Below are 19,937 nucleotides of genomic sequence, written 5' to 3' on the forward strand. Positions count from 1 at the left end.
GCTCGGGGGCACCCGGCGGGACCGCAGCGTCCGTCCGGCGGCCCGGGGGCCGTCGGACGGACGCTGCTAGGCTGCGGCGGGAAGACCCGCACACCGGCAGGGAGAGGAGTCGAGGACGATGACCGCCACGGTCGGCGCCGCCCTCCACGGCGACGCGTTCGGTCCCTCCTTCCCCTCCCCGGTGTCCGGCTGACGGCAGGACGCCGGACACCGGGGACCCTCCTCACGCAAGGGCTTCCACGTTGTCCCACGACGACTCCCACGACGTCCCCTCCACTGCCTCGTCCCCCTCCTCCCCTCCGGGTCCGCGCTGGCCGACCCGCCCCGAGACGGACGCGGACCGCGCGGCGGTCCACGCCGTCAACGCCGCGGCCTTCCCGACGCCGGCCGAAGCGGACCTCGTCGACGCGCTGCGCGCCGACCCCGACGCCTGGCTGCCGGGCCTGTCGTACGTCGCCGAGGCGCCCGACGGTTCCGTGGCCGCGTACGCGCTGATCACCCGGTGCCGGGTCGGTGACGCCCCGGCGGCGGCGCTCGCCCCCGTGGCGGTGGCCCCCGCGCACCAGCGGCGCGGCGCCGGGGAGGCGGTGGTGCGCGCCGTCCTGGAGGCGGCGCGGCTGCGCGGCGAGCGGCTGGTGCTGGTCCTCGGCCATCCGGAGTACTACCCGCGCTTCGGCTTCGCACCGGCGTCCCGGTACGGGATCCGGCCGTCCTTCGACGTGCCGGACGCGGCCATGATGGCGCTCGTGCCGGACGGTTCGGACCGGCCGCCCTCGGGAACGATCACCTACCCGCCCGCGTTCGGGGTGTGAGCCGACGGCCGCGCGTTCGGCCGGGTGGGCGCGGGCGCGGTGTGCCGACGGGCGCCCCCCGTACGGCAGACTGAGGATTGCCCCACAGGGCCGAGAATCGATGCGAAGGATGGTTATGCCGACCACACCTGCCACCGAGGCGAACAGCTCGTCGAACGGATCCGCGCCCACGATCATGCTCGAACTGGTCGACGAGGACGGCAGCACCATCGGCACCGCGGAGAAGCTCTCCGCGCACCAGGCGCCGGGGCAGCTGCACCGGGCGTTCTCGGTGTTCCTCTTCGACGAGGAGGGGCGGCTGCTGCTCCAGCGCAGGGCGCTCGGCAAGTACCACTCACCGGGTGTCTGGTCGAACACCTGCTGCGGGCACCCGTACCCGGGCGAGGCGCCGTTCACGGCGGCCGCGCGGCGGGTGTTCGAGGAGCTCGGGGTGTCGCCGTCGCTGATGGCCGAGGCCGGGACCGTCCGCTACAACCACCCGGACCCGGACTCGGGCCTGGTGGAGCAGGAGTTCAACCACCTCTTCGTGGGGATGGTGCAGGCTCCGCTGCGGCCGGACGCCCAGGAGGTCGAGGAGACGGCGTTCGTCACGGCGCAGGAGCTGGCCGAGCGGCACGCGAGCGCGCCGTTCTCCGCCTGGTTCATGACCGTCCTGGACGCGGCCCGGCCGGCGATCAAGGAGCTGACGGGGGCCACGGGCGGCTGGTGAGCCCGCCGGTCCCGCGGGGCGCCTGACGGCCGGGTACGGCCGGGGGCGCCCCGTCCGTCACCGGGGCAGGGCGGCCCAGATGGTCTTGCCGCCGGTCGCGGTGTGCTCGACGTCGCAGGTGCCGCCCGCCTCGCGGGTGATCTCGCGGACCAGCAGCAGGCCCCGGCCCCCCGTCTGCGCGTAGTCGGTCTCCAGCGCCTTCGGCCGGTAGGGGTGGTCATCCTGGACGGCCACCCTGACCCAGGCGGGACCGATCGCGACCTCCACCGACACCTGCGGGGAGAGCAGTGCCGCGTGCCGCACGGCGTTGGTGACCAGCTCGGAGACGATCAGGAGCAGGCCCTGGGCGACGTCTCCGCCGCTCGGTACCCCCTGATGCTCCAGCAGGTCGCGTACGGCGTGCCGGGCCTGCGGTACGGAGGCGTCCACCGCGGGTGCGGTGAAGCGCCAGACCCCTTCGTACGACGGCGGCCGGGCCGGGACGCCTCCGCGGCCCGGCGCGGTCCGGCTCTCACCCTCGTGCTCGATTGTCGCCACGCGTCAGAGTGTTGGCCCCCGGAGGGGACAGCCGAGGCTGTGACCGCAAGTGACCGCTTATCGGCGTACTCAGCTCGCAATTGAGCGGTATTTCTACTTCTCCGGCCGGTGCGGATCCGTTTCTGGCGCCTCTGGACGCCGGTGCTCCTCGTGCGGCGCCATCCCCCCGGCCACCAGGCCGACCACGCGGCGCCCGCCCAGCCCCATGGCGATCAGGCCGAGCCCGTCGAAGAGCAGGGCGAGGGAGAAGAACGTGCCGAGCACGTACAGGCTGTTCTCCGGCCAGCCGAACAGGACCAGCAGGCCCAGCAGGACGCCGAAGGCGCCCTGGAGCAGCGTCCAGCCGAACTGCGGTCCGCGCACCACCGCGCTGCCCACCAGCCGGAAGACGCCACCGGTGAGGAAGAGGAGCGCCGCGAACATGGTGAACGCCTCGGCCGACTCGGCCGGGTGGCGGATCACGACGAACCCCGCGGCGATGTTCAGCGCGGCGACCACCACGGCCAGCCAGAAGGATCCGGTGCGGCGCGACTCCAACGCGTGCAGCAGGCCGACCGCGCCGCCGATCAGCAGCAGCCAGCCGAACAACAGCATGGACGTCAGGGTGGCCAGGCCCGTGTAGACGAGGCCGAACAGTCCGCCGAGCACCAGGACCGCCCCCAGCAGCGCCAGCCGGCCGAAACTGCGACTCAGCCGCTTCCCCTCGCGGCCCGGATCGTGGGTGGTGTCGCGCATCGGTGCGCCTCGCTTCCCTCGGTACGACTGTCGCGGCGCCCCCTTCTTGATCGTACGGTCGGGCCTCCCGGATAGCATCCGACGCATGGAGCCGCAGGCGTCGCAGGTACCGCAGGAGTCCCGCCCCCCGCAGCCACCGCAGGCAGCGCGCGCAGCGCGCGGGCCCCGGCTGGAGCACCGCGTCGCCGACGGCGTCGCGACCGTCGTCATCAGCAACCCGGCGAAGCGCAACGCCATGACGGCCGACATGTGGCGGGCCGTGCCGGAACTGCTGGCCGAGCTGGCCGCGGACCGCGACGTACGGGCGCTGGTGCTCACCGGCGACGGCGACACCTTCTGCGCCGGGGCCGACATCTCCGCGCTGCGCCGGCCGGACGACCGCCAGCAGTCGCTGGCCGTGCGCGCCGAGGAGGCGCTCGCCGCCTTCCCCCGGCCGACCCTCGCCGCGGTGCGGGGGTACTGCGTGGGCGGCGGCTGCCAGCTGGCGGCCGCCTGCGACCTGCGCTTCGCCGAGGCCGGTGCGCGCTTCGGGGTGACGCCCGCGAAGCTCGGCATCGTCTACCCGGCCTCCTCCACCCGCCGTCTGGCCTCCCTCGTCGGGCCGGCCACCGCCAAGTACCTGCTCTTCTCCGCCGAGCTGATCGACGACGAGCGGGCGCTGCGCACGGGCCTGGTCGACGAGCTGCTGCCCGCCGGCGGCCTGGACGAGCGGGTCGCGGCGTTCCTCCGCGTCCTGACCTCGCGGTCCCTGCTCACGCAGGCCGCCGCGAAGGAGTACGCGGACGGGCGCACCGGACGCGAGGAGCACTGGGCGGAGCAGGCGCGTACGAGCGGCGACCGCGCGGAGGGCGTCGCGGCGTTCCTGGAGCGGCGGGAACCGCGCTTCACGTACCGGGGCTGACCGACCCTACGCCCCGTACCGACCAGTCGGTAACGTGGGGCCATGACGATGACGACTCTCCCGCCCCGGGCCGTGCGCCGCTGCCACCACCCGGTGAACCTGCTCCACTCGACCGTCTACTTCTCCCCCGAGTTCGCCGCCGAGCTGGCGGGCGTGGGCGTCGCCGACCCGCACGCCGCCTACTTCGCGGGCCGGGCCGCCGCCATGGGCGCCGTCGGGCCCGGTGTCGTCGCCGGTGCCTTCTACAACTTCAACCACGCCCTCGTCGCCCGGCACCTGCCCGCCGTGTGGGACACCGCGTCCCCGGCCGACGTGCTGGCCGCGCGGCTGCGGGCGGCCGACGCGACCGTACGGCGGCTGCTCGGCGACGCCGCCGCCTCGGACGGGATGGCGGAGGCGGCCCGGCTGGCACTGCGCGCCACCGAGGCGTGCACCCGGCACGGCCGCCCGCTCTACGCCGCCCACGCCGACCTGCCGGTGCCCGAGGCGCCGCACCTCGCGTTCTGGCACGGCGCGACGCTGCTGCGCGAGCACCGCGGCGACGCGCACCTCGCGGCGCTGCTCGGTGCGGACCTCGACCCGCTGGAGGCCGTGGTGAGCCACACCGCGACCGGTACGGGCATCTCGCCGCGCTGGGTGCTCGCCACCCGCGGCTGGGAGCAGGCCGACTGGGACGCCGCGGTCGAGCGGCTGCGCGGACGCGGACTGCTGGACGCGGAGGGCGGGCTGACCGAGGCGGGCGCCGCCCTCCGCGAGGAGGTGGAGGCCCACACGGACCGGCTGGACGCCGCCCCCTACGAGCACCTGGGCGCCGAGGGCGTCGCCCGGCTCACCGAGCTGGCCAGGGGATTCCTCACGGCGGCGGCCGCGGCGGGCGCCTTCCCCTCCCGGCTCACCGGCCAGGGCTGACCCCGGCCCGCCCGCGTCGCCCGCCCACCCGCCACGCGCCCGCCCGCGGCGCCCCGCCGCGGGCGGGCGCGCCGGGGCGCGGGGGCAGACGCGACACGTCCCGCCCTGAACAGGCAGAATGCGAGCGCAACCGAGGCACGAGAAGGCGGGTCGGGACAACCGTGACGACGTCCATCGAAGGCAGGATCGCCGAGGAACTCGGCGTACGGGAACGGCAGGTCAGGGCGGCCGTCGAGCTGCTGGACGGCGGATCGACCGTGCCGTTCATCGCGCGGTACCGCAAGGAGGCGACCGGGACGCTCGACGACGCGCAGCTGCGCACCCTGGAGGAGCGGCTGCGCTACCTGCGGGAGCTGGAGGACCGCCGCGCCGCGGTCCTGGACTCCGTCCGCGAACAGGGCAAGCTGACACCGGAGTTGGAGGCCCGCATCCGGGAGGCCGACACCAAGGCGCGCCTGGAGGACATCTACCTGCCCTTCAAGCCGAAGCGGCGGACCAAGGCGCAGACCGCCCGTGAGGCGGGGCTGGAGCCGCTCGCCGACGGGCTGCTGCGCGACCCGTCGACGGAGCCGCTCGCCGCGGCGTCCGCGTTCGTCGACGCCGACCGGGGCGTCGCCGACCCGGCCGCCGCGCTGGAGGGCGCCCGCGCCATCCTCACCGAACGGTTCTCGGAGGACCCCGACCTCATCGGCGAACTGCGCGAGCGGATGTGGACGCGCGGCCGCCTGGTGGCGCGGGTACGGGAGGGCAAGGAGGAGGCGGGCGCCAAGTTCGCCGACTACTTCGACTTCGCCGAGCCGTTCACCGAGCTGCCCTCGCACCGGGTGCTGGCGATGCTGCGCGGCGAGAAGGAGGACGTGCTCGACCTGGTCCTGGAGCCGGAGGAGCCGCGGGAGGGCCCGTCCACGTACGAGGGGACGGTGGCCAGGCGGTTCGGCGTCGCCGACCGGGGCCGGCCGGCCGACAAGTGGCTCGCGGACACCGTCCGCTGGGCGTGGCGCACCCGCATCCTCGTCCACCTCGGCATCGACCTGCGGCTGCGGCTGCGCACGGCGGCGGAGGACGAGGCGGTGCGGGTCTTCGCCGCGAACCTGCGCGACCTGCTGCTTGCCGCCCCCGCCGGGACGAGGGCGACGCTCGGCCTGGACCCCGGCTTCCGCACGGGCGTCAAGGTCGCCGTCGTCGACGCGACGGGCAAGGTGGTCGCGACCGACACCATTCACCCGCACGTCCCGCGCAACCAGTGGGACGAGTCGCTGGCGAGACTGGCGCGGCTGGCGGAGCAGCACGCGGTCGAGCTCGTCGCCATCGGCAACGGCACCGCCTCCCGCGAGACGGACAGGCTCGCCGCGGACCTCCTCGCCCGCCACCCGGAGCTGGGGCTCACCAAGGTGATGGTCTCGGAGGCCGGCGCCTCCGTGTACTCGGCGTCGGCGTTCGCCTCCCAGGAGCTGCCCGGGCTCGACGTGTCGCTGCGCGGCGCGGTGTCGATCGCGCGGCGGCTCCAGGACCCGCTGGCCGAGCTGGTGAAGATCGACCCCAAGTCGATCGGCGTCGGCCAGTACCAGCACGACCTCTCCGAGGTGAAGCTGTCCCGCTCGCTGGACGCGGTCGTGGAGGACTGTGTGAACGGCGTCGGCGTCGACGTCAACACGGCGTCCGCGCCGCTGCTGTCGCGGGTGTCGGGCATCAGCGCGGGCCTCGCGGAGAACATCGTGGCGCACCGGGACGCGAACGGCCCGTTCCGCTCGCGTCGGGCCCTGAAGGACGTGCCGCGGCTCGGCCCGAAGGCGTACGAGCAGTGCGCGGGCTTCCTGCGGATCCGCGGCGGCGACGACCCGCTGGACGCGTCGGCCGTGCACCCGGAGGCCTACCCGGTGGTGCGGCGGATGGTGAAGACGACCGGCGGGGAGGTCGCCTCCCTGATCGGCAACACCGGGGTGCTGCGGTCGCTGCGCGCCGACGACTTCGTCGACGGGACGTTCGGTCTGCCCACGGTGACGGACATCCTGCGGGAGCTGGAGAAGCCGGGGCGCGACCCGCGGCCGGCGTTCCGGACGGCCACCTTCAAGGAGGGCGTCGAGAAGATCGGCGACCTCGCGCCGGGGATGGTGCTGGAGGGCGTCGTGACCAACGTGGCGGCGTTCGGCGCGTTCGTGGACGTCGGTGTGCACCAGGACGGCCTGGTCCACGTGTCGGCGATGTCGCGCACCTTCGTCAAGGACCCGCGCGACGTGGTGAAGCCCGGTGACGTGGTGAAGGTGAAGGTCCTGGAGGTCGACGGGGCGCGCAAGCGGATCTCGCTCACGCTGCGCCTGGACGACGAGCCCGCGGCGGACGGGCGGTCCGGCGGTCCGCGCCGCGAGCGCGGCCCCCGCCCGCCCCAGCAGCGCCAGGGCGCCGCGGCCGGCCAGGACCGGCGCGGCGGCCGGGGTGGCGAGCGCGGTGGTGGTGCCGGCGGAGGCGTCGAGCGCGGCAGTGGTGGCGAGCGCGGCGGGAACCGCGGCGGCGACCGGCGGGCCGCGGCGCCGGGCAACAGCGCGATGGCCGACGCGCTGCGCAAGGCGGGCCTGCTCGACGGCGGGGGCAAGAACCGCCGCTGAGCCGCACGGGTACCGGGGCGGGCGGGGGGCTCCCCCGCCCGCCCCGTCCTCGTACCGGTCGACGTGCGGGGGCGCGCGGGGCGTGTGAGTCTGGCCGCGTCGCCGCACCGCGCGGCGGCTGGACGGAGGCGGTCATGAACCAGATCGGGGACAAGCCGGAAGAGGTCAGGAAGCACCGCGAGGAGGAGCGGCGGCGGGCGCGCGGGGACGACCCCGACGAGCCGGGAGGCGTGGAGGGCCGCCCGGAGCGCGACCGGGCCGACCGCGCCGCGACCGACGAGGCGGCGCGTGACTCCTTCGACACGTACGAGGAGATCGAGGACCGCCCGTAGCGGCAGCCACGGTCCCCGCCCGCCGGGCCGCGCGCGGCGGGCCCGTCGCGGCGGCGCGGCCGCCCACACCCCGCGCGACGTGCGGCCCGAGGGGGCGGGACCGGGCCGTCGCGGGGCCCGACCCGACCGTGGCGGGGTCCGTCCCTACCGTCGCGGGGGGCCGCCCGCCCCTCCGTACCGGCGCGGGGCCCCGTCCGCACCGGCGCGGGCCGACCGGCCGGGTGGGCCGGGTGTGTCAGATCTCGGTGACCTTGCCGTCGGCGACCTCGACGCGGCGGGTGACGTGGACGGCGTCCAGCATCCGGCGGTCGTGCGTCACCAGCAGCAGGGTGCCGGAGAAGGCGTCGAGGGCCGACTCCAGCTGCTCGATGGCGGGCAGGTCCAGATGGTTGGTCGGCTCGTCCAGCACGAGCAGGTTCACGCCCCGGCCCTGGAGCAGTGCCAGGGCCGCGCGGGTGCGCTCGCCCGGGGAGAGCGTCGTCGCCGGCCGCATCACGTGGGCGGCCCTGAGCCCGAACTTCGCGAGGAGCGTGCGCACGTCGGCCGGTTCCGTGTCGGGCACGGCCGCGCAGAAGGCGTCGAGCAGCGTCTCCTCGCCGTGGAAGAGCCGGCGCGCCTGGTCGACCTCGCCGACGAGGACGCCGGAGCCCAGGGAGGCGTGGCCCGCGTCCAGCGGGAGGCGGCCGAGGAGGGCGGCGAGGAGGGTCGACTTGCCCGCGCCGTTGGCACCGGTGACGGCGATCCGGTCCGCCCAGTCGACCTGGAGGGTCACGGGTCCGAAGGCGAAGTCACCGCGCCGCACCTCGGCGTCGCGCAGGGACGCCACGACGGCCCCCGAGCGGGGGGCCGCGGCGATCTCCATGCGCAGCTCCCACTCCTTGCGCGGCTCGTCCACCGTCTCCAGGCGCTCGATCATGCGCTGGGTCTGCCGGGCCTTCGCGGCCTGCTTCTCGCTCGCCTCGCTGCGGAACTTGCGGCCGAGCTTGTCGTTGTCCCCGGCCTTGCGGCGGGCGTTCTTCACGCCCTTGTCCATCCAGGAGCGCTGCATCTGGGCGCGGCCCTCCAGGGCGGCCCGCTTGTCGGCGTACTCGTCGTACTCCTCGCGGGCGTGCCGGCGGGCCGTGTCACGCTCCTCCAGGTACCCCTCGTAGCCGCCGCCGTAGAGGGCGGTGCGACCCTGGGCCAGGTCCAGTTCGAGGACCTTGGTGACGGTACGGGCGAGGAACTCGCGGTCGTGGCTGACGACCACCGTCCCGGCGCGCAGGCCGCGCACGAACCCCTCCAGCCGCTCCAGCCCGTCGAGGTCGAGGTCGTTGGTCGGCTCGTCCAGCAGGAAGACGTCGTAGCGGGAGAGCAGCAGCGAGGCGAGTCCGGCGCGGGCGGCCTGGCCGCCGGAGAGCGCGGTCATCGGCTGGTCGAGGCCGACGGTGAGGCCGAGGGCCGCGGCGGTCTCCTCGGCCCGGTCGTCGAGGTCGGCGCCGCCGAGGGCGAGCCAGCGCTCCAGGGCGGTGGAGTACGCGTCGTCGGCGCCGGGCGCCCCGTCGACCAGGCCCTGCGTCGCGGTGTCCATCTCCTCCTGCGCGGCGGCCACGCCGGTGCGGCGGGCGAGGAAGGCCCGCACGGTCTCGCCGGGGCGGCGGTCCGGCTCCTGCGGAAGGTGGCCGACGGCCGCGGTGCGGGGTGAGAGGTGGACCTCGCCGTCCTCGGGCGCGTCCAGCCCGGCGAGGAGCCGGAGCAGGGTGGACTTGCCGGCGCCGTTGACACCGACGAGTCCGATGACGTCGCCCGGGGCGACGACGAGGTCGAGGCCGGTGAAGAGCGAGCGCTCCGCGTGCCCGGCGGCGAGGTTCTTGGCGACGAGGGTGGCAGTCATCAGGAGGTCGATCCTAGGCCAGGCCCGCCCGGGCACGGCCGGACGGGGGCGGCCGGCCGGATGTCGGATGGCACGGGGCCGGGGGCGGCCTGACCGGGGCGGTGCGGGACCCGGTGCGGCCTGGCCGGGGCGGCCGGACGCGGGCGGTGCCGGACCGAGAGCGGTCGGACCGGCGCGACGTGCCGGGGAGGCCGGTGCCGGGCGGCGAGCGACCACGTGCGGCCGGACCGGAGCGGTACGCACCGTGGGTGCGGCCGGCCGGGGCGGTCTGACCGGGGCGGGCTGACCGGGGCGGTACGGGACCGCGTGCGGCCGAGGCCGGGGCCGTCGAACCGGCGCGGTGGGACCGGGGAGGCCGGATGCCGGGCGGCACGAGACGGCGTGGGTATGCCCGGCCGGGACGGCCTGACCGGGGCGGTACGGGACCGGGTGCGGCCTGGCCGGAGCGGTCTGCGGGGGGGGGCGGCCGGATGCGGGGCGGTACGGGACCGGGTGGCCGGATGCCGGGTGGTCGCGGGTCCGGGCGGCGGCGGGCTGCCGCCCGGTCCGGACTCCGTGCGCGGCGGGCCCGGTGCCGCCCCCGCGCGGGGGCGGCACCGGGTAGCCGGTGGGGTCAGTGGCAGCGCGGTACCGGCCGCGCGGCCGTGACGTGGTAGGCAGCGCGGGCGTCGAGCAGCAGCGGCACCAGCGCGCGCAGCGACTGCCGCAGCGGCACCAGGCGGCCGTCGCCGTCGGGGACGGACCGGATGCCGTGCAGGGCCAGTTCGTCGCCCCACTCGGCGTACTGGGCGGCGTCGAGCCGGTAGGCACAGGGCGGGTCGGCGAGGACCTCGGACGGCTCGGGCGGGTCGTTGTCGGCGCCGCCCAGCAGGACCGGGCCGCGGTCGGCGTACCCGGCGACGCGGGCCGTCGCGGTGGCGGCGGCTATCCGGGCGCGCCGCTGGGTGACGTGGGCGAACGTCCCCTCCAGCGCGGCGAGCTGGCTGTCGACGCGCCGCCGGTTGTCGGGTGCCGGATCGTTTCTTCCGGTGGACGCGAGGGGTTCGACGCGCGTCTCGACGAGGAGGCCCACACTGTGCTTGACGCCGGTGGTGTTGCGCAGGATGCGCTCCTGGCCGTCGCCGGCGACCTGGCGGATCGGTTCACCGGTGACCGGGTCGGTCCAGATGCCGTAGACGCCGGTGCTGAAGCCGGCGCGGGCGGCAGCGGGGCGGACGTACCGTTCGGAGAGGGTGTGCGCCTCGTCGTGGACGGCGGTGGCGGTGTTGGGGTTGCGGGGCCACAGGGAGAGCAGGTCCTTGGCGTAGTACGGCGGGGTGGAGCCGTACTCGTGCAGGTCGACGACGACGTGCGGGCGGTGGTCCCGCAGGACGCGGGTGAGGGCGCGGGCCTCCGCGGTGCGCAGGGCGATGTGGTCGCGGTTGACGTCGATGTCGTCGGCGTTGTGGCGGGTGTCGGCGGCGCGGCCGTCGGGGTTGGCGGTGGGGACGACGAGGACGGTGGTACGGGCGAGGAAGTCGCGGGTGCGCACGTCCCGGGCGTGGGCCAGGTCGCGGACGGTGGTGAGGCACGCCTCGCGGCCCGACGGCTCGTCGCCGTGCTGGCTGCACACGAGGAGCACGGTGGTGGGCGCGGCGGGCGACGCCGTGACCCGCACCAGCCGCAGGGGGCGGCCCTGGCGGGTGGTGCCGATGATGGTCAGCGTGGCCCGGTCGCTGCCCCGGTCGACGGCGGCGAGGAAGCGCTGTTCCTCGTCGAGGGTGGTCCAGCGGGCACCCCCGCTGGCCTCGAAACCGGTGCGGGGCGGTGGGCCGGCCGGGGTGGCCTGGGCGGGCCCGAGCGCGGTCAGCGGCAGGGTGAGGGCGGTCGTGCAGGCGGCGAGGGCGGCCAGGGTGCGCCGGCGCAGGGTCATCGGGCGGCTCCCGGGAGCAGGGGACGGGTGCGGGGCGGGAGCGGCGCGGCCACTCCGGTGAGCGGGGCGGTGGCCCCGCGCGGGACGGCCGCCCCGTCGACGGGGCCGGCGACCGGGCCGGTGGCGGGCAGGGCGACGGCGTCGGCGGCACGGTAGGCGGCGGATCCGGTGGCGGGCCCGTCATAGGGGCCTGCAGCGGGACCTGCGAGGGGCCCGGCGGCGGCGACGGCCGGTCCGCCGGCGGGGCCGAGCGCTGGGCGGGAGCTGTCACCGGCGACCGGGACCCGGCCGGAACCATCGCCGGAGGCCGGGACCGGGCCGGCGGTGGCGCCCGCGGCAGGCCCGGGGGCCGCGGCTGGCCCGGGGGCCGCGATGGGCGGGCCGGGCGGGGTCGGGAGGGTGGCCCGGGCGAAGGCGGGTGCACCGCCGACGACGGGGACGCGGACGTCCGTGCGGGTCAGGTCGAGGGTCAGGGTGGGCCTGGACGGCGGTGCCTCCATGAGGCCCTCGTCGGTCCCCGCGACGACCAGCGCGAGCCGGTGCCCGGCCGGGACGACGTGGTCGGTGAGGTGCAGGTCGAGGGTGAGGGTGTGCGCGGCGCCCGGGGTGAGGGGGCGGCCCCGGTCCGGGTCGGCCCACGTGCCGAGGTCGGCCCAGCCGCGGCTGACGACGGTGAAGTCGACGTCCGCCGTCCTCGCCGCGGTCTCCTTGAAGCAGGCGCTGTCGCCGGGGGTGCTCGCTCCCCAGCAGGTGCGGTGGGCGAGGGTGGTGATCCCCTCACCGGGCGCCGTGTAGTCGCGGATGGTCGCCGGTCCGACGTCGACGAGGACGGCCGTCAGGTGGGCGCTGGTGGTGTCGGGCGTGGCGGTGACCGTCACGGCGGCCGATCCGGCGAGGCGCAGGTCCCGGGTGAGGGGACGGGTGGTGAAGGCGGTCTTCGCCGGGGTCGGGGTGTCGATCCGGGCGGCCCAGTCGAGCTCGCCGAGCGACGGGTCGTCGGTGAACGCCGCCGTCGCGCCGGCCGGTGCCGGGCCGAGCCCGAGGGTGCCGGGGCCGCCGGGGGTCCGGCCCGGTGCGGGGCGCAGCGTGGTGGCGGCGGTGGCGGCCGGCGGCCAGGCGCGGTCGGTGGTCCACTGGTCCGGGGCGCGCTCGACGTCGGCCATCGGCTCCCGGTCGACGCCGTTGTCGTATCCGAGGAGATGGTGGTCGAACCACCGGTGCAGGGTGCGGACCCACGCGGCGCGGCGGAAGTCGAAGGGGTCGACGTGGCCCGTCCGGGAGAGCCAGATCCGCCGTTCGACGCCGTGCGCGGCGAGGGCGTCCCACCACCGGCCGAGGTGCCCGCTGCGGACGTTGAGGTCCTGCAGCCCGTGGACGGCGAGGACGCTCGCCCGGACTCGGGAGGCGTCGGGGACGTAGTCGCGCTCGGCCCACAGCGGGGTCCGGTCGCCGGAGCGGGGGGCGCCCTCGACGAGGCGGCGCTGGACGGAGGCGCAGCGCCCGCGCGCCTCGGCGCTGTTCACGTGGTGCGCGAGCCGGTCGGGGCCGGAGCCGTAGAGGGGGGCACCCTGACTGAAGTAGTAGTCGTACCAGGAGGAGATGGCGCCGATCGGCACGATGGTCCGCAGGCCCCGGACGCCGGTCGCGGCGACGCCGTTGGCGACCGTGCCGTCCCAACTCTTGCCGATCATGCCGGTGTCACCGGTGGACCAGCGCGTGGCGTGGGCGCGGGTCGTGCCGGTGCGGGTGGTGTAGGCGCGGGCGCGCCCGCCGAGCCAGTCGACGACGGCCTTCGCGGAGAGGACGTCGGAGCGGCCGCCGACGTCGACGCAGCCGTCGGAGCGGTTGGTCCCGGCGAGGTCCACGGCGACGTAGGCGTACCCGCGCGGCACGAAGTAGTTGTCGTAGTGGAGCGGGAGGAGGACGGGGGCGCCGTTCGCGTCGTACGTCTTCTTCTGGCTCTCGTTGCCGCGGCCGCAGCAGGAGTAGTACGGGCTGGCGTCCATGATGACGGGGACGCGCAGTCCGTGCGCGGTCGCGCGTGGCCGGACGATGTCGGCGGCCACCCGGTCGGTCCTGCCGTCACCGTCGCCGTCGAGACCGGTGTCCACCCAGACGGACTCGCGGACGGCGTCGTCGTAGGAGTGGACGGGCCGGGACTCGGTGGGGCGCGGGGGCGGGGCGCCGTGGGCGCCGGCGGCCGGGAGGAGGACGGAGGCCAGGGCGGCCGCGACGGTCACGGCCAGCGCTCCGCGGGGTGTGGGGGTCCCGCCCGTGCGGGCGGCGGGGCCGAGGGCGTGGGGGAGGGATCTCCGCGTGCGTATCGGCATGGGCGGACGGTACTGCCGTCAACTCCCGTGCAGAAGAGGGCGATAGGGGGCGTTCGCCGACCAAGGGGACAGAAGCGGGTGCGGGGGGCTCATGTCGGCCGGATGGCGATCGTGTGACGGCGGGGGCCATGGACATGACTGCGACCGCCTAGCTGAATAGCGTTCAGCTCATCAGATCGTTCTACGACTTGGAGGGTCTTACGTGCACCGCAGACTGATCGTCCCGGGCGCGATCGCGGCCTCCCTGATGCTGGCGATCCCGGCGTCGGCCGCGAACTTCCAGCCGGGGGCACCGGGCATCGGCGATCCCTACTACCCGGCCAGCGGCAACGGCGGCTACGACGTCGGCCACTACGACCTGCGGCTCAAGTACCAGCCGGCGACGGACCTGCTGGAGGGGACGGCGACACTCATCGCCACCCCGACGCAGGACCTGTCGCGCTTCAACCTCGACCTCGGCCTGACGACGCACGAGGTGCGGGTCAACGGCCGCAAGGCGGAGTTCCGGACGGCGGGCGCCCAGGAGCTGGAGGTCACCCCGGCTTCCCCGCTGCCGAAGAACCGACCGGTTTCGGTCGTCGTGCGGTACTCCGGCAAGCCGTCCGAGGTGAAGATCGGCGGTTGGACCGCCTGGCACCGCACCCCGGACGGCGGGGTCGCCGCGCAGGAGCCGGACTCCGCCGCGTGGTGGTTCCCGTCCAACGACCACCCGCTCGACAAGGCCACCTTCGACGTCTCGGTCTCCGTCCCGGACGGCACGCAGGCGATCAGCAACGGCGTGCTCCAGTCGCAGAGCTCTCGGCTCGGCTGGACGCGCTTCAACTGGCGCTCCGACAAGCCGCAGGCGACCTACCTGGCCACCCTCGCGGTCGGCAGGTTCGACATCACGACCGACACCACCGCGGGCGGCCTGCCCGTCCTCAACGCCTACAGCAAGGACCTCGGGGCGAACGCGGGCGCCGCCCGGGCCAGTCTGGAGCGCACGGCGGAGGTCGCGGAGTGGCTGGAGGAGGTCTTCGGCCCGTACCCGTTCAACGCCCTCGGCGGGTACGTCCCCAACGTGCGCAGCGGGTACGCGCTGGAGACGCAGACGCGGCCCTTCTACAGCCCGCGCCAGTTCGCGAGCGGTTCCAACGTCTCGGTGGTCGTCCACGAGCTGGCCCACCAGTGGTACGGCGACAGCGTGTCCGTCGAGGGGTGGAAGGACATCTGGATCAACGAGGGCTTCGCCCGGTACAGCCAGTGGCTCTGGTCCGAGAAGGAGGGCGAGGGCACCGCGCAGGAGCTGGCGGACTGGGTGTACGCCTCCCGCCCGGCCGACGACCCGTTCTGGACGGTCAAGCCGGGCGACCCGGGACCGGACGACCAGTTCCACGTGGCCGTCTACGACCGGGGCGCCCTGGCCCTCCAGGCGCTGCGGAACGAGATCGGTGACGAGGACTTCTTCCGGATCCTGAAGGGCTGGCCGACCGAGCGGGCCTACGGCAACGCGGAGGTGGCCGACTTCGTCGCCTACGCGGAGCGGATCTCCGGCGAGCGGCTCGGCACGCTCTTCGACACCTGGCTGTACCAGCCGTCGAAGCCGCAGGCCCCGGCCGCCGCGGGGGCCCGGACGGCCGCGCGGTCGGCGGCGCCGGCCGTGGCGGACCCGGCGCCCGCGGCGCCCCCGAAGTCCTGGAAGGAGATCGCCGCGACGAACACCGTGCACGACACCGGCCACCCGGTCCACGAGGGAGGCCACCGCCACTGACAGCTCTCGGGGGCGCGCGGTGCGGCCTGGGGCGGCTGGGGCGCGGCGCCCGGCATCCGGTGGGTGGGGGTTCGCGCGTCGCGTGCCTGCCGCGGCACATCATCGCGCGCCGGTCGGTGGGTGGGGTCGGAGCCGCGGTGGGTCACCTCCTCGGGGTCGGCGGCCTCGGGTACCGCGGACGTCACCCCGCTGACGCCGCCGACCCCTGCGGGGGCAACCCACCACGGCCCGTCCGTCGCCGTCCGGCGGGTGCGGGTCGACGTTCCGATCCGACGTCCGGGCCGGGGCCTCGGCCCGCCCGTGCCGGTCGGGCCCCGGTGGCCAAGGGGGTGAGAGCGCTCTCACCCCCTTGGCCACCGGATATTCTGACCGGTGTACGCCGCGTCGCACCGCCCCGAGGAGTCCGCTGTGCCCGATCCGACCCCCGGGGCCCGTCCCACGCTCGAAGCCGTCGCGGCCCGCGCCGGTGTCTCCCGGGCGACGGTGTCCCGCGTCGTCAACGGCGGGGCGGGGGTGCGCCGGCCGCTGGTGGACCGGGTGCGCCGGGCCGTCGAGGAGCTCGGGTACATCCCCAACCACGCGGCGCGGACGCTGGTGACCCGGCGCAACGGCGCCGTGGCGGTGATCATCGCCGAGCCGGAGTTCCGGATCTTCTCCGACCCGTTCTTCGAGCAGCAGGTGCGCGGCATCAGCCGCGAGCTGACGGCGCACGACTCGCAGCTCGTGCTGCTCTGGGTGGAGGGCGCGGGCGACTACGAGCGGATCGCCCGCTACCTGGGCGGCGGCCACGTCGACGGCGCGCTCGCCTTCTCCGTGCACGACGACGACGAGTTGCCCGCGATCGTCCGCCGGGTGCAGGTGCCGACCGTCTTCGGCGGCCGGCCCGGCTGGCCGGGGGCCACCGGGGAGCCGGCCGTGCCGTACGTGGACGCCGACAACCGCGGCGGCGCCCGGGAGGCCGTGCGCTACCTGGTCGACCAGGGGCGCCGGCGGATCGCGCACATCGCGGGGCCGCGCGACCAGACGTCGGCGACCGACCGGCTCGCCGGGTACCGGGACGTGCTGCTGGACGGCGACCCGGGTCTCGTGGCCCAGGGTGACTTCACGGAGGGCAGCGGCGCCGTGGCGATGGCCGGGCTGCTGGACCGGCGGCCCGACCTGGACGCGGTGTTCGCGGCCAACGACCTGATGGCCTCGGGAGCTCTGCGGGTGCTCCGGGAGCGCGGGCTGCGGGTGCCGCAGGACGTGGCGGTGGTCGGCTTCGACGACATGGAGTCCGTCGCCGCGGTGACGGACCCGCCGCTGACGACGGTCCGCCAGGACATCGAGGGGATGGGCCGGCTGATGGTGCGGCTGCTGATGCGGGCGCTCCACCCGGACGGCGAGCCCGGGGCGACGGACGCCGCCCCGGGCTCGGTGATCACGCCGACGGAGCTGGTCCGCCGGGCCTCCGCGTGAGTGCCGGGGGGTGTCCTGCCGGACGCCGGGAGCCCGGGACGGCCGGCACGACACCCCCTACGCGTACGGGATGACCAGCACCGACCGGTCCGTGCCCGTCTGGAGGCGCGCCGTGGAGGTGCCGATGGCGTGCCACACCTCCAGCCGGACGGTGCCGTTGCGGAGGTCGCCGAGCGTTCCGGTCGCCGTCTTCGGTCCGCGCCCCTGGGTGTACTCCTCCCAGCCGGCCACCGGGTCCGTCGCGAAGTAGTGGTAGGTCTCCGTGCGGTCGACGGTGCCGTCGCCGGTGAGGTCGTAGCTCACGCGGGCCTGCTGTCCGAGGCCGACGGCCGTGCCGGCGTCGACCTGGAGGCGGAAGGCCGTCGCGACCCCGGGCCGCAGGGTGCCGTTGACGCCCTTGGCCTCGTAGACGAGCGGCCGGTGCGGGGTGCCGTCGTGGTTGGCGCCGTCGGCCGAGGCGATGGTGTCGGCGCCGGCCTGCGCCCCCGTCGCGGTGGTCAGCGCGCCGCCGGTGCGCAGCTGGAAGGTGTCGCCGGTGGACGGCCCCGGGCCGCCGGGATCGGTGCCGCCGGTACCGGTGCCGGTGGCGGTGGAGCGGGCGGGGACGGTGAGCTTCGCGCCGTCCGAGAAGGTGACCGTCCGGGCCGTCGAGCCGTGGTTGTGGGCGGCGTAGGTGCGGACGGTGCCCTTGGTGAAGACGGCCGAGGTGGGCAGGTCGCCCGTCACCGCGGCGTCCGGCGCGCCCAGGGTGTCGAGGGTCGTGAGCCAGTGGTACGTGTGCGCCTTCGACTCGCCCTGCTCCGGGGTGTACCCGGCGTACTGCGCGTCCCACTTGGCCTTGGCGGCCGCCGGGTCGGCGAGCGACTGGAACTCCCACAGGATGTCGCGCCACTCGACGGCCTGCCCGCCGTTCTCGCGCTCCATCTCGGCGATGTTGCGTCGGATGGCGTCCTTGCGGGCGGCGAGGTGGAGGGAGCCGCCGGTCACGGGGAGGACGTTGATGCCGTGGATCTCCTCGGGGTTGGCGGTCCACCAGGTGGAGTAGGCGGCGCCGCTCCCCCACACCATGCCGGCCGTGTCGTGGCCGAAGGAGGCCGGGAAGACCTGCTGGTCGGCGTCGAACCAGTACTGGGCGATGGCCTCGGACTCGGTGGTCAGCAGGAAGGTGCCCAGGTCGCGCAGGGCCGTGTCACCGGTGGCCGCGCCCCACAGGACGAGGCCGGCGCTGAGGTTGGTGGACTCCGACGACGACTCCTGGTTGTTGCCGGCCGCGAAGCCCTGGTGGCCGGAGGCCCAGCTGTGCCCGGCGTACACGTCGAAGCCGCGCAGGAAGGGGAAGGCGGCGTCGGTGCGGCTGGGGTTGGCGGCGTCCCGGACGAGGGTCTTCACCATGGTGCCCCACGCCGGGTCGGCGGCCCAGGACGGGTCGTACTGGGCGACGATCGCCGCCGCGTAGACGTAGTACGAGTAGTGGAAGTGGTGGTCGTTGAGCTCGGTGTCGCTGCCGTAGGAGGCCGGGTAGCCGGTGAGCGTCTTCCACGTCCGGTCGTAGGAGAACTCGCTCGGACCGCCCGCCGTGAACCACTCCTGGAGCCGGCCCTTGAGCAGGCCGACCAGCCGGTCGCGGGTCGCCGTCTCGCCGATCTGCTCGGCGACGGGAACGAGCTGGGCGAGCCGGCCGAGGGCCTTGCCGGTCCAGTAGGTGTCGGTGGCGCCGGAGAACGGGTCGGGGGCGTTCACCACCTCGGCGAGGTGGCCGCGCAGCCGGGCCGGGTCGGTGCCGGAGGCCCGGGGCAGGGCGGGCAGGACGGCCGCGGCACGCTGGGCGGTGGTGAAGGTACGGGACTCACGGACCTTCATCGTGCCGCGCGGCGAGACGTACGTGTACGCCGTGAGGGGGTCGGCGGTGTGCAGCCACTGGTGGCGGTAGAGGGCCTGGAGGGTGCCGGTCTCCGTGCCCTCCTGGGGCTGGGTGGTGAGGGTGTAGGTGGCCCGTACGGTGCCGCCGGTGGAGCTCCAGGCGGCCTGGGAGCCGGTGACGAAGCTGTAGGCGTACTTCCGGAAGGCGGCCAGGGCGTCCGTGGACGGCAGGACGGCGAGCGAGAAGTAGTCCTTGCCGCCCAGACCGGCCGTGAGGGAGGAGCCGGAGACCGTCCAGTCGGTGCCGGTGGGGGCGAAGAGGGCGTAGTGGTGACCGTTGACGGTGATGCCGAGGACGTTGCCCTGGTCGGCGAAAACGGTGGGCGGGGCGGCGGTGGTGACGCTGGCGCTGCCGCCGCTGCCCTTGGCGTACACGAAGGGCAGGCCGTGGCCGATGGTGGTGCGCAGGGTGCGCGTGCCGTCGGACCAGTACGGGGTGACGGTCCAGTCCGACCAGGCGTCGGCCCGGGTGTCGGGGGCGTTGAGGCCGGTCAGGCCGAGGGTGAGGTCCCGCTTGTGGGCGAACTCGTACTGGCGGCCGTCGCCGACGACGGCGGGCGTGGTCGGGTAGCCCACGTCGAGGCCGGCGGCGGTGGCCTGGTACGTGAGCGGGTGGCCGTACATGGGCGTCGAGTACGGGTTGTCGCCGTAGCGCTGGAAGGCGAGGGAGGACCACCAGTCGTTGGTCGGGACCGGCTTGCCGGCGGCGGCCGGGGTGAGCTTGGGGGTGACGGGGGCGCCGGTGTTGGTTGTCGGGCCCGAGGTGCCGGGTGGTCGGGTGTCGGAGTAACTGCCCGCGCCGGCCGGGACCGTGGCGGCGGCGGCCGGGGAGGCGGCCGGGCCGGTCAGTCCCACGGCGGCGAGGGCCGCGGCGAGGGTGAGGACGCCTGAGCGGGGGGTTCTCATGGGGGTCACCTCAAGTGAGGGCGGCGGGAGGTCGCTTCGAGAGCGCTCTCAAGTGCCTGGAACGTAAAACTCCTGAAACATTGCTGTCAATACACGGAACACAGGGCCGAGTTGGTGCGCCGCACCGCCGTTATCCGTTCGAGTCTTGACGGGGAACGGCCCGCCGAGGGACGCTCCCTGGACCTTCTTGAGAGCGCTCTCACGGTGCCTGTGGTCGGCACCGTGGTCGCTCCCGTGGGGTGTCCCCCGC

14 protein-coding genes are annotated in these 19,937 nt (G+C 75.4%); 8 read left to right on the forward strand and 6 right to left on the reverse strand.

Annotated features, from left to right (window positions below):
* The first annotated feature begins 242 nt into the window (after positions 1-242).
* Together ACF053_RS03570 and idi are read left to right on the forward strand one after the other, a co-directional pair.
* Positions 243-812 carry a GNAT family N-acetyltransferase gene (locus tag ACF053_RS03570; protein WP_391952272.1) on the forward strand — a complete coding sequence of 190 codons (570 nt, stop codon included), beginning with the start codon at positions 243-245 and terminating at the stop codon, positions 810-812.
* Positions 813-927: 115 nt separating this feature from the next.
* Positions 928-1,521, forward strand: coding sequence for an isopentenyl-diphosphate Delta-isomerase (gene idi, locus ACF053_RS03575; protein ID WP_058942621.1), 594 nt, complete (start codon positions 928-930; stop codon positions 1,519-1,521).
* A gap of 57 nt (positions 1,522-1,578) precedes the next feature.
* Here the strand turns inward: idi and ACF053_RS03580 are convergent, their stop codons facing one another.
* Positions 1,579-2,058 (reverse strand): ATP-binding protein, encoded by a 480-nt coding sequence (locus tag ACF053_RS03580; protein ID WP_058942622.1) that lies wholly within the window; start codon positions 2,056-2,058, stop codon positions 1,579-1,581.
* 93 nt (positions 2,059-2,151) lie between these two features.
* Complete coding sequence (locus ACF053_RS03585; RefSeq protein ID WP_391952273.1) at positions 2,152-2,793, reverse strand: HdeD family acid-resistance protein; 642 nt, start codon at positions 2,791-2,793, stop codon at positions 2,152-2,154.
* 85 nt (positions 2,794-2,878) lie between these two features.
* On the opposite strand from ACF053_RS03585, the gene ACF053_RS03590 reads away from it, so the two are divergent.
* From ACF053_RS03590 to ACF053_RS03605, 4 genes are all read left to right on the forward strand, one after another.
* Positions 2,879-3,694, forward strand: coding sequence for an enoyl-CoA hydratase/isomerase family protein (locus ACF053_RS03590; RefSeq protein WP_391952274.1), 816 nt, complete (start codon positions 2,879-2,881; stop codon positions 3,692-3,694).
* Positions 3,695-3,742: 48 nt separating this feature from the next.
* Complete coding sequence (locus tag ACF053_RS03595; RefSeq protein ID WP_391952632.1) at positions 3,743-4,603, forward strand: SCO6745 family protein; 861 nt, start codon at positions 3,743-3,745, stop codon at positions 4,601-4,603.
* A gap of 161 nt (positions 4,604-4,764) precedes the next feature.
* Positions 4,765-7,206, forward strand: coding sequence for a Tex family protein (locus tag ACF053_RS03600; RefSeq protein WP_391952275.1), 2,442 nt, complete (start codon positions 4,765-4,767; stop codon positions 7,204-7,206).
* 134 nt (positions 7,207-7,340) lie between these two features.
* Positions 7,341-7,538 (forward strand): hypothetical protein, encoded by a 198-nt coding sequence (locus ACF053_RS03605; protein ID WP_391952276.1) that lies wholly within the window; start codon positions 7,341-7,343, stop codon positions 7,536-7,538.
* 235 nt (positions 7,539-7,773) lie between these two features.
* Here ACF053_RS03605 and ACF053_RS03610 read toward each other — a convergent pair whose 3' ends face one another.
* The 3 genes from ACF053_RS03610 to ACF053_RS03620 form a co-directional block, all read right to left on the reverse strand.
* A complete protein-coding gene (locus ACF053_RS03610) occupies positions 7,774-9,411 on the reverse strand; it encodes an ABC-F family ATP-binding cassette domain-containing protein (RefSeq protein ID WP_391952277.1) in 1,638 nt (545 codons plus the stop codon).
* 613 nt (positions 9,412-10,024) lie between these two features.
* Positions 10,025-11,323, reverse strand: a complete 1,299-nt coding sequence (locus ACF053_RS03615) for a M14 family metallopeptidase (RefSeq protein WP_391952278.1) — start codon at positions 11,321-11,323, stop codon at positions 10,025-10,027.
* Positions 11,320-13,653 carry a Xaa-Pro dipeptidyl-peptidase gene (locus ACF053_RS03620; RefSeq protein WP_391952279.1) on the reverse strand — a complete coding sequence of 778 codons (2,334 nt, stop codon included), beginning with the start codon at positions 13,651-13,653 and terminating at the stop codon, positions 11,320-11,322. The genes ACF053_RS03615 and ACF053_RS03620 overlap by 4 nt, the downstream gene beginning before the upstream one ends.
* 202 nt (positions 13,654-13,855) lie before the next feature.
* Between ACF053_RS03620 and ACF053_RS03625 the strand changes: the two genes are divergently transcribed.
* Together ACF053_RS03625 and ACF053_RS03630 are read left to right on the forward strand one after the other, a co-directional pair.
* A complete protein-coding gene (locus tag ACF053_RS03625) occupies positions 13,856-15,403 on the forward strand; it encodes a M1 family metallopeptidase (protein ID WP_391952280.1) in 1,548 nt (515 codons plus the stop codon).
* 408 nt (positions 15,404-15,811) lie between these two features.
* Positions 15,812-16,861 carry a LacI family DNA-binding transcriptional regulator gene (locus ACF053_RS03630; protein ID WP_391952281.1) on the forward strand — a complete coding sequence of 350 codons (1,050 nt, stop codon included), beginning with the start codon at positions 15,812-15,814 and terminating at the stop codon, positions 16,859-16,861.
* Positions 16,862-16,918: 57 nt separating this feature from the next.
* Here ACF053_RS03630 and ACF053_RS03635 read toward each other — a convergent pair whose 3' ends face one another.
* Positions 16,919-19,687 carry a glycosyl hydrolase gene (locus ACF053_RS03635; protein ID WP_391952282.1) on the reverse strand — a complete coding sequence of 923 codons (2,769 nt, stop codon included), beginning with the start codon at positions 19,685-19,687 and terminating at the stop codon, positions 16,919-16,921.
* Between the last annotated feature and the right edge of the window lie 250 nt (positions 19,688-19,937).

The organism is Streptomyces kanasensis (genome assembly GCF_043077165.1).
In the GTDB taxonomy this organism is placed as follows: domain Bacteria; phylum Actinomycetota; class Actinomycetes; order Streptomycetales; family Streptomycetaceae; genus Streptomyces; species Streptomyces changanensis.

Coding starts and splice junctions, on each gene's coding strand:
- ACF053_RS03605 (WP_391952276.1), top strand. CDS start 7,341: ATGAACCAGATCGGGGACAAGCCGGAAGAGGTCAGGAAGCACCGCGAG.
- ACF053_RS03620 (WP_391952279.1), bottom strand. CDS start 13,653: ATGCCGATACGCACGCGGAGATCCCTCCCCCACGCCCTCGGCCCCGCC.
- ACF053_RS03590 (WP_391952274.1), top strand. CDS start 2,879: ATGGAGCCGCAGGCGTCGCAGGTACCGCAGGAGTCCCGCCCCCCGCAG.
- ACF053_RS03595 (WP_391952632.1), top strand. CDS start 3,743: ATGACGACTCTCCCGCCCCGGGCCGTGCGCCGCTGCCACCACCCGGTG.
- ACF053_RS03610 (WP_391952277.1), bottom strand. CDS start 9,411: ATGACTGCCACCCTCGTCGCCAAGAACCTCGCCGCCGGGCACGCGGAG.
- ACF053_RS03585 (WP_391952273.1), bottom strand. CDS start 2,793: ATGCGCGACACCACCCACGATCCGGGCCGCGAGGGGAAGCGGCTGAGT.
- ACF053_RS03635 (WP_391952282.1), bottom strand. CDS start 19,687: ATGAGAACCCCCCGCTCAGGCGTCCTCACCCTCGCCGCGGCCCTCGCC.
- idi (WP_058942621.1), top strand. CDS start 928: ATGCCGACCACACCTGCCACCGAGGCGAACAGCTCGTCGAACGGATCC.
- ACF053_RS03615 (WP_391952278.1), bottom strand. CDS start 11,323: ATGACCCTGCGCCGGCGCACCCTGGCCGCCCTCGCCGCCTGCACGACC.